Below are 12804 nucleotides of genomic sequence, written 5' to 3'. Positions count from 1 at the left end.
CCACGCCGGGCACCTGGCGTTGAAACATATGCGCATTCATGCATACGATGGCCCGAGGTTTCGGAGAGGGAGATCGATGGGTTCGGGTCACGGGCACTCACACGGCGTCGGCAATGGTCGCGGGGCCGGTCCCACGCGCGGCGTCATCCGGCGCATGGGCTTCGCGCTGGGCATCCTCGGCGCGTTCTTCGTGCTCGAGGCGTTCGTCGGTCTCCTGATCGGATCCCTCGCACTCCTCGCCGACGCGGGGCACATGCTCACCGACGTCGTCGGGGTGTCCATGGGCATGGTCGCCCTCGTTCTGGCCCGGCGTGGAAGTGCCGCCGCTTCGCGTACTTTCGGCTGGCACCGCGCCGAGGTCCTCACCGCGATGGTCAACGCAGTGCTGCTGCTCGGCGTCGCGGGATGGGTCTTCTACGAGGCGATCGACCGCATCGGGGACGCCCCCGAACTCCCCGGTTTCCCCATGATCGTCACCGCCCTCGCGGGACTCGCCGCAAACATCGTCGTGATGCTCATGCTCCGGGCCGACGCGAAGGACAGCATCGCGGTGCGCGGCGCCTACATGGAGGTGCTCGCCGACGCCGTCGGATCGGTCGGCGTTCTCATCGCAGGCGCACTCGTCATGATCTTCGGCTGGAGCCTCGCCGACGTCGTCGTCGGTGTGCTCATCTCCCTGTGGGTCGTGCCGCGCGCACTGCGACTGGCTGCCGAGTCGCTCCGGATTCTCACCCAGACCTCGCCCGCGCACCTCGACGTCGACCTCCTGCGCACCGACCTGCTCGCGCTGCCCGGCGTGTGCGGCGTGCACGACCTGCACGTGTGGACGCTGACCACCGGCATGGACGTCGCCACCGTGCATCTCGTCAGCGACCACGACCCGCAGTGGATCCTCGACTCGGCGCGCACCGCGCTGTCGTCGCACGGGCTCGAGCACGCAACCGTCCAGGTGGAATCGACGGTCGACGGGAAGCAGTGCGAGAAGGACGTGACGTGGTAGCTCACCGCGGGAATCGGTTCGGCCGCAACGTCCACCGGCCCGGTCGGCCGTGCAACCGGACGACGTCCAGCGGCCGCACGTCGACCCGCCAGAACGCGGCCGCCGGAGCGTCGAGAGCGCACACCGTCGCGGCCCGGACGACCGCGGGGTGGGTCACCGCTGCGACACGTTCGTAGCCGTCGCCCTGTGCCGCCAGCCAGGTGCAGACCCGGCCGAGCAGGTCTTCCACGGATTCGCCGCCGTGCGGTGCTGCCGCCGGATCGGTCAGCCACTCCTCCAACTCGCTCTCGGGTACGTCGTCCATCGCAGATCCGGCCCACGTGCCGTAGTCGAGCTCGCGTAGGGCAGGGTCGATCTCGGCGGGGAACCCGAAGGCGTGGACGGTGTCGACCGTGCGTCGCTCCGGTGCACACACCCACCGGTCGACGACCGGTGCGGAGGCGCGCTCGAGTTCGCGTCGGCCTCTGTCCGAGAGCGGCTCGTCGCAGGGGAATCGGGCCTGTTCCGTCGCACAGGTGGATGCATGTGCGACGAGAAACAATCGGGGCACGGCAGGTATGTCCTTTCCGCTTGACATCGCCGACCGAGCGGTGCGAAGGTTCGTCGGTAACGATGTGCCGAGGTGTAGGCAATCCGGTGGGAAACCGGAGCGGTCGCGCCACTGTAACCGGAGAACGCGAGATCTTCGGAAGCCAGAAAACTCCCGCGGCACATGACGGAATCGAATGGGACGCGAAATCCCTGGAGGATTGTCATGGCTGTTGTCCATACACCCGGCGAGTCGCTCGGCTCTGCCGCACTCGCAGTGGCTCTCGCCGCAGTGATCGTGGCGGCATTTCTCGTTCTCTATCTGGTCGGATTCGATCAGGGCGCGATCTCGCGCACCGGCATGTTCATGCACGAACTGATGCACGACGGCCGGCACCTGCTCGGTCTTCCGTGCCATTGAGAACGGGAATCACGATGCCCGGAACCTACACCCGGTTGTTACTGAGGGGCCTGCTCGCCGGACTCGTCGCGGGTCTGCTCGCGGGCGGTGTCGCCTTCGTCGTCGGCGAACCTCACATCGAATCGGCGATCGCGCTCGAAGAGGCTGCAGGCGAATCGCATTCGCACGATCACGATCATGCGACGGCCGCGGGCGAATCCCACGGTCACAGTCACGGCGACGATGCGCTCGTCGGCCGTACCGGCCAGAAGGTGGGGTTGTTCCTCGCGACCGGCCTGGCGGGTCTCGCGCTCGGTGCCCTCTACGCGTCGGTGCTGCACTTCGCGCGCCGTCTCACCGATATGCCGGGCTGGAAGCTCGGGCTGGTCGGTGCGGCCGGGGCGTGGCTGGCGATCGAAGCGGTTCCGTTCCTGAAGTATCCGGCCAACCCGCCGGCCGTCGGCGATCCCGCCACGATCGATCAGCGCACTCTGCTGTGGCTCGCCTCGGTGGTCCTCGGACTCGTCGCGATCGCCGTTGCCGTGGCGGTGGCCAAGGCGCTCGCCACCCAGGATCTGCACACCGTCCGCATCGCCGGTCCCGCAGTCGCATTCCTCGTCGTAGTGGGCCTGGGATATCTCGCGTTGCCGAGCGTCGACGAGGTCGGGGAAGGCTTCCCCGCAACGCTGCTGTGGGAGTTCCGGGTGGCGTCGTTCACCGTGCAGCTCACTCTGTGGACGACGCTGGGCGTGGTCTTCGCCTACCTCACCGAACGCGCCTCCCGTCGCGTGCCGATTCCGGCCTGACCGCATGGGTTCGGGCCTGCTCGTCGCCGGAACGACTTCGGATGCAGGGAAATCCGTTGTCGTCACCGGGATCTGCCGATCCTTGTTGCGGCGCGGCCTGAAGGTCGCGCCGTTCAAGGCGCAGAACATGTCGAACAACTCGATGGTGACGAACGAGGGCGCGGAGATCGGTCGCGCTCAGTGGATCCAGGCGGTGGCCGCACGCGCGATCCCGGAGGCCGCGATGAACCCGGTACTGCTCAAACCCGGTAGCGACCGGCGCAGCCACGTCGTCGTCCTCGGCCGGCCGGCCGGTGTGCTGGAAGCGGGCGAATTCGCCGGTGGTCGACGGCATCTCGCCGAGGCGGCGTTCGGCGCGTTCGACGATCTCCGCGACCGGTTCGACGTGGTGGTGTGCGAAGGTGCCGGTAGCGCGGCGGAGATCAACCTGCGTGCCCACGACTACGTGAACATGGGACTGGCACGGCATGGTTCGATGCCCACCGTCGTCGTCGGCGATATCGACCGCGGTGGCGTTTTCGCGTCGATGTACGGCACGCTGGCTCTGCTCGACGCCGCGGATCAACAGTTGGTCCGCGGCTTCGTGATCAACAAGTTCCGTGGCGACGTCTCGCTCCTGAAGCCCGGGCTGGATTCGCTCGAACAGCTCACCGGCCGCCCGGTAGTGGGTGTGCTGCCGTGGCAGCGCGACCTGTGGCTCGACTCCGAGGACTCGCTCGCCCTCACCTCCCGTCCCGCGCACGACGGCGACGGCGCCGTGACCATCGGTGTCGTGATGCTGCCGCGCGTCAGCAATTTCACGGACGTCGACGCGTTGTGCCTGGAGCCGGATGTGCGGGTTCGTTTCGTCGACGATCCCCGGGCGCTCGCCGGAACCGATGTGGTGATCGTGCCCGGAACCCGCGCGACCCTGGCGGATCTCGCGTGGCTTCGTTCGCGGGGTCTCGACACCGCCATCGTGGAACACGCGAACCGGGGTTATCCGGTCCTCGGTATCTGCGGGGGATTCCAGATGCTCGGTACGCACATCGACGATCCGCACGGTGTCGAAGGTGTGCCCGGCGCGCACGCGGCGGGCCTCGGACTGCTCCCGGTGCGCACCACGTTCGGCCCGGCCAAGGTTCTGCGGTTACCCCGGGGTTCGGCCTTGGACGCCGCTGCCTCCGGATACGAGATCCATCACGGACGCATCACCGTCGACGGCGGCACGGACTTCCTCGGTGGCGTACGGGTGGGTTCGGTGTTCGGCACCATGTGGCACGGTGCCCTCGAAGGGGATGCTCTGCGGTGGGCGTGGCTGCACGAGGTCGCCGCGGCGGTGGGTCGTGAGATCCGTACCGGCGAGGTGAGTTTCCCGGCTGCACGCGAGTCCCGCATCGAGGCACTCGCCGACCTCGTCGACGAGCACCTCGACATGGATGCCCTGCTCGACATGCTGTCCGACGAGCGGACCCTGCCGGTGCTGACGGGGACTCTGCGGTGACGGTCCTGATCCTGGGTGGAACCGGTGAAGCACGCGCGCTCGCCGCTGCTCTGGACGACGACGCGATCGAGTTCGAGTCCTCACTCGCGGGCCGGGTCCGCAACCCGCGCCTGCCCGTCGGCCCGGTACGCATCGGAGGGTTCGGTGGCGCCGAGGGCCTCGCCCGGTACCTGAGCGAGCGCGGTATCCGAGCCGTCGTCGACGCCACCCATCCGTTCGCAGCCGGCATCAGTGCGAACGCCGCTGCGGCATGCACCGTGGCACACGTGCCGTTGCTGCGTCTGCAGAGGCCCGGCTGGCACGACCGGCACGGTCGGTGGACGTGGGTCGACGACCACCACGCCGCGGCCCGTAACGCCGCGACCGGCCGGCGGATCTTCCTCAGTACGGGACGGCAGACGCTCGACCGCTTCGTCGGGCCGCTCGCTGCACACGACGTGCTCGTCCGCGTCGTCGACCCCGTGACGACCGACGTGCCGCCGAGTTGGTCGGTGCTGCTCGGGCGCGGTCCCTACACCAGGGACGACGAACGGAAGCTTCTGCTCGACAACAGGATCGACACGCTCGTCACGAAAGACTCCGGTGGTTCGTTCACCCGCGGCAAACTCGACGCGGCGGACGAGCTGGGCGTGCGCGTGATCGTCGTGCGCCGGCCTGCCGCGCCCCGCGGGGTCGCCACGGTGGATTCCGTGACGACGGCGCGGGACTGGGTTCTCCGAGTCTCGGAGGTCAGACCTGCGGACCTTCGGAACGCAGATCGTCGACCTTCTTCATCGCTTCCCGCAGTTCCTGGAGCCACTGCTCCGAGTGCCGGCCTACGAGCCTGACGGTCCACTTCAGTGCGTCGGAACGGGACCGTGCGACCCCCGCGTCGACGAGAGTGTCGAGTACCTTCCGCTCGGGTTGGCGCAGCCGTGTCATGACCGGGACGGCGAGGTGGGTGAACAGGGCGGTGCGGTCGCCGATCTTCACCCCCCAGGCCACCTTGCGGCCGTAGCGGGCCTCGGCCTCGTCGGCGATGCGCATCCGGTCGGCGCGTGTGGTCTCGCGGAACCGAGCGATGCGTCCGTCGATCTCGGTGTCGCTCGCGCCGTCGGGTACCCCGAGGGGGCCGACGACGAAGATTTCCTCCCTGTCGATCTCGATGTCGGGCTGTCCGGTGAACCAGTCGTCGGGGAGCCTGCCGGCGAACCACTCGGCGGCATCGCTCGCGTCGGGGACGTCGGCCTGCTGCCAACCGCCCGTTCGTCCGAATCCGTGGATGTGTGAATGTCGCATGATGTCCTCCCGGGGACGCGACCGGGGTGCGTGTTGCACTGATTACAGTGTTGCACCGAAAGTGTGATGCGCGCCACTGTCAAGTTGCTGGACGCGAGATCAGCGGCCGTGCCGGGGTGTCAGAACTCCGGCCGTGATCGGAGGATCGCTGCGCAGGGGAGCGGTGGAGAGTACGACAGGCAGCCACACCGCAGTGGAGGCGATCACGGCGCCCCAGCACAGGTACAGGCCCACATGCGGTGCGTGTGGGGTGTGGGCGACCATCCCGGCCTGCGACCAGACGGCGAACAGCCCCACCATCGACGCCGCGCCCGAACCGAGCATCGCGATCGCTGCGGCACCCCAGCGACGACGGAGCAACGCGACGAGCGGTACGAGGATGCCGAACACCACCACGAAAGCGTCGAAGATCCGCACCGGCAGGGCGACGGAGTCGGAATCCCAGCGCACGAGGGTCGTCAGAGACGTCACGGACGTGGCCTGCGGAAGCAGCAGACCTACCACCAGCAGCGCGACACATCCCGCCAGGATCCGGACGCGTGAGCGGCCGACGGTCACCTCACCGGCGACGCGGTGTTCGATGCGATCGAGATCGTGACGGAATTCGGCCAGGTCGTCCATGGTGTACCCCCGAAGGCGCGACGCTTCGGTCCCAGTATGCGACGCAGGTCACACCGGCGTGGGGTCTTCGGCGGGCTCGTTTCGGGAGGACGTGACCGGGCATGCTCCGGAGCGTGAGCCGATACGACGCGTACATCTTCGACGTGCAGGGCACCCTGATGGACTTCTACACCCCGGTCACCCGCGCGGTGGCCGATGCCCTCGGACCGGACGCCGATCCGGCGACCGTGGGCGACCTGGTCCGGGCCTGGAGGAAGGACTACTACGAGCGCATCCTCCGTCTCGACCAGTCGGTGGAGAACTGGTATCGCGTGCAGGACTCCTACGTCGACGGACTCGGCGACGTGTGTGAGCAGTTCGGGATCGACCTTCCGGACGATGTGCGCATCGAGACGGCGCGGGCATGGCAACGCCTCGAAGCGTGGCCGGACGTGCGACCCGGACTGAAGGAACTCTGTTCGCAGGCCGTCGTGGCGACCCTGTCGAACACCGATATGGCCACGATGGTGACCCTCTTCCGCGACCGGCAACTCGAGGCCGACGTCATCCTCACGGCCGAACTGTTCGGCGCCTTCAAACCCGAGCACTTCCTCTACGAACGCACCTGCCGTTATCTCGGAGTCGATCCGTCCCGCGCGGCGATGGTCGCCTCGCATCCCTACGACCTCCGCGCCGCCCGCGAGGTCGGTCTGAACACCGTCTTCGTGTACCGGCCGCTCGAGAACGGGCGCCTCGAGGACGCGGTCGACGACACCGACGGCGAATTCGACCATCGCATCGACGACCTGCGCCACATGCCGTGACACCTGTGTCCTCGGGCGGGAAACCACCGACAAGGCCGGGGGCGAAGGGTCGGGAAGGAGTTATCGACGGCACGCGAGCGCGACGGCGACTGCCGTCACCAGGGCGCCGATTCCCACCTTCGAGGCGAGCCGAGCGGTCCGTCCGATATCGCTCGGCGACGGCGCAGGCCCGTCGCCGAGCGTGCCGCGGTCCTCGACCACTCCGTGATAGACGTTCGCGCCGCCGAGCCTGATGCCGAGAGCGCCGGCGAACGCCGCCTCGACCGGTCCGGCGTTCGGACTCGGATGCTGGTGCGCGTCCCGCCGCCACGCACCCATCGCACCCCGAGAGTCGTCCCCCAGCGCCGCGGCCAGCAGAGCCGTCAGCCGCGCCGGGGCAAGGTTGAGCAGGTCGTCGAACCGCGCCGAGGCCCATCCGAACCGTTCGAGACGCGGCGTGCGGTGGCCGACACGCGCGTCGAGGGTGTTCGCGGCCCGGTAGCCGAGCAGGCCGGCGGGACCGAGGATCGCGCCCCACCACAGCGGCGCGACGACGGCGTCGGAGGTGTTCTCGGCAACCGACTCGATCGTGGCGCGGGCGATCCCGTTCTCGTCGAGCCGGGACGGGTCGCGACCCACCAGGTGGGTCACCTGCCGCCGCGCCGCGGCGAGATCACCCCCGCGCAGCTGGGCATCGATCGTCCGGGCTTCGTGCCCGAGCGAACGGCCCCCGAGCACGATCCAGGTCGCGAGCGCGGTGACCGCGATCGACAGCACCGGGCGACGGCGGGTCGCGCGGTCGGCGACGTACCCCACCGCTCCGACGGAACCCACCAGCACCGAGGTGAAGACCACCCCGGAGGCACTGTTGTCGGCATAGAGCCGGCTCTCGGTGGCGCGCGCCACCGTCCCGAAGCCGCTCACGGGATGCCACCGCTGCGGATCGCCGAAGACCTGGTCGGCGGCGTAACCGAGCACCAGCCCGAGGGCCCTGTGTTTCACAGGATCGTTCTCCACGCCTCGACGAGCGCCCCCGTGGTGGCGGCATCACGCACCGCGATGCGCACCCACTCGTCTCCGAGACCGGGGAAGGTATCGCCGCGACGCAGCGCGAAGCCCCTCTCCCGCAGCTTCTCCCGAGTCCCCTCGGGTACCTCCGCCAACACGAACGGGGCCGTAGCGGCCGGGACCACGCGGATCCCGAGACCGGAGAGCGCGTCGACGAGAACCGCCCTGTCGGCCACGATCTCCCGGGCGATGACGGCGGTCTCGCGTGCCGCCTCGTCGGACGCGCACGCGATCATCGCGGCTGCGGCGGGAGTCGACACCGACCAGGGTGGTTGCTGCACAGCGAGATCCGCGACCACCTCGCGGTCGCCGACGACGTATCCGGCGCGCAGGCCCGGGATCGCCCAGGTCTTGGTGAGCGACCGCAACACCACGAGCCCCGGAACGGGCCGGTCCGTCAGCGAGTCCGTCTCGTCCGGAACGGCGTCCATGAACGCCTCGTCGACGACGACGACCCGTCCCGGTCGCACCAGTGCCAGGAGCGTGCCGGACGGATGCAGCACCGAGGTGGGATTGGTGGGATTGCCGACGACGACCAGGTCGGCGTCCTCCGGAACCGCAGCCGGATCGAGGACGAACCCGTCCTCGCGGCGCAGCACGACCCGCGTGACGCGATGCCCGGCCACCCGCAGCGCCGCTTCCGGTTCGGTGAACTGCGGGTGCACCACCACCGGTTTCCGCCATGCTCGCGCCCTGGCGATCAGCGTGAACGCCTCGGCGCCTCCGGCCGTCGGGAGAACCTCGTCGAGGCTGCGGCCGTGGCGGACGGAAAGGGCGGCGCGGGCGCCGCTCGGGTCGGGATAACGATCGAGACGGTCCAGTGAGGAACGCAGGGCGTCGTCGAGCCAGGCCGGTCGTGGCCGGCGCGAGACGTTGACGGCCAGGTCGACCAGGCCTTCGGTCGCGTCGCGGTCGCCGTGATGGTGCAGGTCGGGTTCGTGTATTCGACGACGTGCCGGTGCGGAGACGGGTTCGGGCGAGGGTTCCGCTGCCCGTGCGGCGTCCGAGAATCGTCGTGCGAGCTCGGGATGGCCGGCCCAGTGCGTGTGCAGATACGACGCGTGCACGGTCGCGGTCGCGACGCCGTCCGGCCGGCCGTCGAGCAGCCACGCCGGGGACGCGCCGGAATCGATCACGGTGCGGTGGAATTCGTGGCCGGTGACGCGGCTGCCGGCAGGAGCGAGAAGAGTGTCCTGCGGGGCGATCGCCGTGCGGTAGCCGAGTGTCAGGCGCGGTGTCATCCGCGCCGAGGCGTCGAGCGCGCCCACCATCTCGTGCCCGTCGACGTCACGACCGAGATAGAGCAGACCGGCACATTCGGCGACGGTCGGAACCCCCGCCGCGATCGCGTCGCGCAGGTGCGCGCGTAGAGGCGCGTTCGCGGCGAGGTCGGCGGCATGTACCTCGGGGAAGCCCCCACCGAGGTAGATGCCTGCGGTGCCGGCGGGAAGCCGTTCGTCACGGAGCGGGTCGAATGCCACGGGCCGGCATCCGTGGGCTCGCAGCAGTTCCTCGGTCTCGGTGTACCGGAAGGTGAAGGCCCGGCCACCGGCGACGGCGATCACCGGTCCGTTCTCCGCGGAGGATCCCGGATCCCAGGCCGTGGCGGAAAGGTCCGGTGCCATCGAGGCGATACCGACGATCTCACCGAGGTCGATGTGCTCGGCGATCTGCGCCGCGAGCCGATCGACCTGCGCTGTCGCCTCGCCGCGTTCCTCGGCCGGCACGAGTCCGAGATGCCGTGAAGGGACGGTGATGCCGTCGTCGCGGCCGAGGACTCCGAGGACCGGGATGCCGGTCGGTTCGAGAGCGCGGATCACCTCGTCCGAGTGTCGCCGGGATCCGGCCTTGTTCAGGATCACACCGGCGATCCGGGTGCCGCGATCGTAGGACGCCATGCCGTGCACGATCGCCGCGATCGACCGGGAGGCGTGCGAGACGTCGACGACGAGGATCACCGGCGCGGACAGCAGGGCCGCGGTATGGGCGGTGGACGCGTACCCGTCGGTGCCGATCATCCCGTCGTACACCCCCATGACGCCTTCGATCACGGCGATGTCCGCGCCGGCGGCGCCGTGCAGGAAGAGGGGGGCGACGAGGTCTTCGCCGACGAGGTGCGGGTCGAGATTGCGACCGGGCCGCCCGGTGGCGAGCGAGTGGTAACCGGGATCGATGTAGTCGGGACCGATCTTGTGGCCCGACACGATGTGTCCGGCCCGTCGCAGAGCGGCCATGAGACCGGTGGCGACAGTCGTCTTGCCGTGCCCGGATGCGGGTGCGGCGACGACCACACGTGGAACTCTCACCACTCGATCCCTCGCTGGCCCTTCTGCCCCGCGTCCATCGGATGCTTCACCTTCGTCATCTCCGTCACGAGGTCGGCGACCTCGACGAGCTTCGGATGGGCCCGGCGACCCGTGATCATCACGTGCTGGCGCCCCGGTCGTGAGGTCAACGTCTCGACGACCTCGTCGATATCGATCCAGCCCCAGTCGATCGGATACGTGAACTCGTCCAGCACGTACAACCCGTGCTGTTCCACGGCGAGACGTCGCTGGATCTCGCGCCACCCGGCGAGCGCATCGGAGGCGTGATCCTCCTCGGTGCCCTCCTTACGCGACCACGACCAGCCCGACCCCATCTTGTGCCACTCGATGGGACCACCGGTACCCCGCTCGTCGTGCAGGCCGGCGAGAGTCTCGAAGGCAGTCTGCTCGCCGAGTCGCCACTTGGCGGACTTGACGAACTGGAAGACGGCGACCGACCATCCCTGGTTCCATCCCCGCAGAGCGAGACCGAAAGCCGCTGTCGACTTTCCTTTTCCGTCACCGGTGTTGACCATCAGCAGAGGCCGGTTGCGACGCTGGCGGGTGGTGAGACCGTCGTCGGGCACGACGGTGGGTTGTCCCTGGGGCATCAGGCAGCCCTTTCCCTGACGATTCCGGTGAGTGCGTCGGCGTCCACCTCACCGACGGGTACGTACTCGGCACCGAGACGCTCGGCCAGACGCATCGCGAGCCCCATCCGGAACCGGCCGGTCTCGGAGTCCACGACGACCGACGAGATTCCCTGAGCGGCAATCACGTCCGCGGCCTCGAGTGAACGACGGACGGCATCGGGGCCGGCGGTGGCGCGACCGTCGGTGACCACGACGAGAAGCGTGCGGCGATCGGGATCGCGCAGCGAATGGCGCCGCACGGTCTCGGCCGCCTCGGTCAGGCCCTCGGCCAGGGGCGTGCGTCCGCCGGCGGGGAGTTCCTGCAGGCGCGCGGCCGCCACGTCCACCGAATTCGTCGGCGGCAGCACGACCGTCGCTCCGGTGCCGCGGAAGGTCACGAGACCGACGGTGTCGCGGCGACGGTAGGCATCGAGCAGCAACGACAGGACTGCCGTCTTGACCTGGACCATGCGATTGCGTGCCGCCATCGAGCCGGAGGCATCGACGCACAGCAACACCAGATTGGCCTCGCGGCCCTCGACGATCTTCCGGCGAAGCTGCCAACCGTCCTTGTCGGCGAACGCCGTGGTGCGAATCGTCGCAGGCAGGTGGACGGGACCGGAATCGCCGCGGCGGCTGCCCACGGTGCGGCCGATCGTGGTGACCGCCCGTGACCGGCGACCGGCCGCACCGTGTCCGACCCGGTCGACGGAGAACACCCTGGTGCGATACGGATCCGATGCCGACGACAGCGTGGAGGACGATCGGCCGGCCGAGTCGGAGGACACATCGCCCGCAGTCTCGCCGGGTGCGCTCTCACCGCCACCGGGATCGTCGGGGCCCGGATCGGGATCCGGGTCGGTGTCGTCCTCGCCCAGCAGTTCGTCGAGTAGATCGTCGCTGCTCGTGGGTGCATCGAAGGGATTGCGCCGCCGCCGATGCGGCAATGCCAGCCGCGCCGCTGCCGCGATGTCCTCGCGCGTCACTTCGGTACGCCCGTGCCACGCCGCGTGTGCGATCGCGGTGCGAGCGGTGACGAGGTCGGCGCGCATGCCGTCCACGTCGAAGGCCGCGCACACCTCGGCGATGGAGACCAGCGCGTCGTCGCTCAGCACGACCTGCGGGACGAGTTCGCGCGCGGCGACGATGCCTCGTGACCATTCGGCGTCCCGATCCGCCCACCGGGCGGTGAATCCGGCGGGATCGGCGTCGAAGGCCATCCGCCGCCGCACGATCTCGGCACGCACCTGCGGGTCGCGGGGCGCGGCCACGTCGACGGCGAGCCCGAAACGGTCGAGGAGTTGCGGACGCAGTTCGCCTTCTTCGGGATTCATCGTTCCGACCAGCACGAACCGGGAAGCATGTTCGACGGACACACCGTCACGTTCGACGGTGGAGCGGCCCATCGCGGCGGCGTCGAGCAGCAGGTCCACCAGGTGGTCGTGCAGGAGGTTGACCTCGTCGACGTACAGCACACCCCGATGGGCGAGGGCCAGGAGACCGGGTTCGTACTCGGCCCGGCGTTCGGACAGCGCCTTGCCGAGATGCAGCGAGCCGGTGACGCGATCCTCCGCCGCCCCGACGGGTAGTTCCACGAGCCGCACCGGCCGGAGATGCGCGGCCGCATCGGCAGGGTGAGGGCCGTCCGGACAGGACGGATCGGGTGCGGTCGGATCGCACGAGAACCGGCATCCCTCGACGACGGTGACCGGCGGCAACAGTGCAGCGTGCGCACGCACCGTCGTCGATTTCGCGGTGCCCTTCTCGCCGCGTACCAGCACACCGCCGATCGACGGCGACACCGCACACAGGGTCAGGGCCAGCGCGAGGTCGTCGGAACCGACCACCGCACCGAACGGATACACGTGCACTTCGACCTCCACAGGCTCCCGCTGGGATG

The 12804-nt window shown here is 69.3% G+C and carries 13 protein-coding genes and 1 riboswitch; of the genes, 6 read left to right on the top strand and 7 right to left on the bottom strand.

Annotated features, from left to right (window positions below; all coding sequences use genetic code 11):
- Positions 1-76: 76 nt before the first annotated feature.
- A complete protein-coding gene (locus EQ874_RS17410; protein ID WP_129977560.1) occupies positions 77-1000 on the top strand; it encodes a cation diffusion facilitator family transporter in 924 nt (307 codons plus the stop codon).
- Position 1001: 1 nt separating this feature from the next.
- Here EQ874_RS17410 and EQ874_RS17405 read toward each other — a convergent pair whose 3' ends face one another.
- On the bottom strand, positions 1002-1550 hold the full coding sequence (locus EQ874_RS17405) for a histidine phosphatase family protein (RefSeq protein WP_129977559.1): 549 nt from the start codon (positions 1548-1550) through the stop codon (positions 1002-1004).
- A 37-nt stretch (positions 1551-1587) separates the two neighbouring features.
- Positions 1588-1722: riboswitch (cobalamin riboswitch) on the top strand.
- 32 nt (positions 1723-1754) lie between these two features.
- Here EQ874_RS17405 and EQ874_RS17400 point away from each other — a divergent pair.
- Genes EQ874_RS17400 through EQ874_RS17385 form a run of 4 tightly spaced genes read left to right on the top strand, consistent with a single transcriptional unit; the run spans position 1755 to position 5044 of the window.
- Positions 1755-1949, top strand: coding sequence for a CbtB domain-containing protein (locus tag EQ874_RS17400; protein ID WP_016932310.1), 195 nt, complete (start codon positions 1755-1757; stop codon positions 1947-1949).
- A gap of 14 nt (positions 1950-1963) precedes the next feature.
- On the top strand, positions 1964-2734 hold the full coding sequence (locus tag EQ874_RS17395; RefSeq protein ID WP_115311498.1) for a CbtA family protein: 771 nt from the start codon (positions 1964-1966) through the stop codon (positions 2732-2734).
- Positions 2735-2738: 4 nt separating this feature from the next.
- Positions 2739-4217 (top strand): cobyric acid synthase, encoded by a 1479-nt coding sequence (locus EQ874_RS17390; RefSeq protein WP_129977558.1) that lies wholly within the window; start codon positions 2739-2741, stop codon positions 4215-4217.
- Positions 4214-5044, top strand: coding sequence for a cobalt-precorrin-6A reductase (locus EQ874_RS17385; protein WP_129977557.1), 831 nt, complete (start codon positions 4214-4216; stop codon positions 5042-5044). The genes EQ874_RS17390 and EQ874_RS17385 overlap by 4 nt, the downstream gene beginning before the upstream one ends.
- On the opposite strand, the gene EQ874_RS17380 is transcribed toward EQ874_RS17385, so the two are convergent.
- Positions 4947-5495, bottom strand: coding sequence for a hypothetical protein (locus tag EQ874_RS17380; protein WP_016932306.1), 549 nt, complete (start codon positions 5493-5495; stop codon positions 4947-4949). The genes EQ874_RS17385 and EQ874_RS17380 overlap by 98 nt on opposite strands.
- A 99-nt stretch (positions 5496-5594) precedes the next feature.
- Positions 5595-6116, bottom strand: a complete 522-nt coding sequence (locus tag EQ874_RS17375; RefSeq protein ID WP_129977556.1) for a hypothetical protein — start codon at positions 6114-6116, stop codon at positions 5595-5597.
- 113 nt (positions 6117-6229) lie between these two features.
- Between EQ874_RS17375 and EQ874_RS17370 the strand changes: the two genes are divergently transcribed.
- The gene (locus EQ874_RS17370) at positions 6230-6919 is read left to right on the top strand and encodes a haloacid dehalogenase type II (RefSeq protein WP_129977555.1); all 690 of its coding nucleotides are present in this window, start codon (positions 6230-6232) and stop codon (positions 6917-6919) included.
- A 60-nt stretch (positions 6920-6979) separates the two neighbouring features.
- On the opposite strand, the gene EQ874_RS17365 is transcribed toward EQ874_RS17370, so the two are convergent.
- The 4 genes from EQ874_RS17365 to EQ874_RS17350 are packed head-to-tail and all read right to left on the bottom strand — an operon-like array spanning position 6980 to position 12787.
- Positions 6980-7900, bottom strand: a complete 921-nt coding sequence (locus EQ874_RS17365) for a cobalamin biosynthesis protein (RefSeq protein WP_129977554.1) — start codon at positions 7898-7900, stop codon at positions 6980-6982.
- Positions 7897-10272: a cobyrinate a,c-diamide synthase gene (locus EQ874_RS17360; RefSeq protein WP_129977553.1), complete on the bottom strand. Its 2376-nt coding sequence runs from the start codon at positions 10270-10272 to the stop codon at positions 7897-7899. Before EQ874_RS17360 ends, EQ874_RS17365 begins: the two co-directional genes overlap by 4 nt.
- Positions 10269-10883: a cob(I)yrinic acid a,c-diamide adenosyltransferase gene (cobO, locus tag EQ874_RS17355; RefSeq protein WP_129977552.1), complete on the bottom strand. Its 615-nt coding sequence runs from the start codon at positions 10881-10883 to the stop codon at positions 10269-10271. The genes EQ874_RS17360 and cobO overlap by 4 nt, the downstream gene beginning before the upstream one ends.
- Positions 10883-12787, bottom strand: coding sequence for a VWA domain-containing protein (locus EQ874_RS17350; protein ID WP_129977551.1), 1905 nt, complete (start codon positions 12785-12787; stop codon positions 10883-10885). The genes cobO and EQ874_RS17350 overlap by 1 nt, the downstream gene beginning before the upstream one ends.
- Between the last annotated feature and the right edge of the window lie 17 nt (positions 12788-12804).

The organism is Rhodococcus sp. Q1, assembly GCF_004153645.1.
Lineage (GTDB): Bacteria > Actinomycetota > Actinomycetes > Mycobacteriales > Mycobacteriaceae > Rhodococcus > Rhodococcus gordoniae.
The sequence above is the reverse complement of the archived record's forward strand: the minus strand, read 5'-3'. Positions and strand labels throughout refer to the sequence as shown.

Excerpts from the sequence above, each read along its gene's own strand:
- EQ874_RS17375 (WP_129977556.1), bottom strand. The coding sequence starts at position 6,116 with ATGGACGACCTGGCCGAATTCCGTCACGATCTCGATCGCATCGAACAC.
- EQ874_RS17410 (WP_129977560.1), top strand. The coding sequence starts at position 77 with ATGGGTTCGGGTCACGGGCACTCACACGGCGTCGGCAATGGTCGCGGG.
- EQ874_RS17380 (WP_016932306.1), bottom strand. The coding sequence starts at position 5,495 with ATGCGACATTCACACATCCACGGATTCGGACGAACGGGCGGTTGGCAG.
- cobO (WP_129977552.1), bottom strand. The coding sequence starts at position 10,883 with ATGCCCCAGGGACAACCCACCGTCGTGCCCGACGACGGTCTCACCACC.
- EQ874_RS17395 (WP_115311498.1), top strand. The coding sequence starts at position 1,964 with ATGCCCGGAACCTACACCCGGTTGTTACTGAGGGGCCTGCTCGCCGGA.
- EQ874_RS17400 (WP_016932310.1), top strand. The coding sequence starts at position 1,755 with ATGGCTGTTGTCCATACACCCGGCGAGTCGCTCGGCTCTGCCGCACTC.
- EQ874_RS17390 (WP_129977558.1), top strand. The coding sequence starts at position 2,739 with ATGGGTTCGGGCCTGCTCGTCGCCGGAACGACTTCGGATGCAGGGAAA.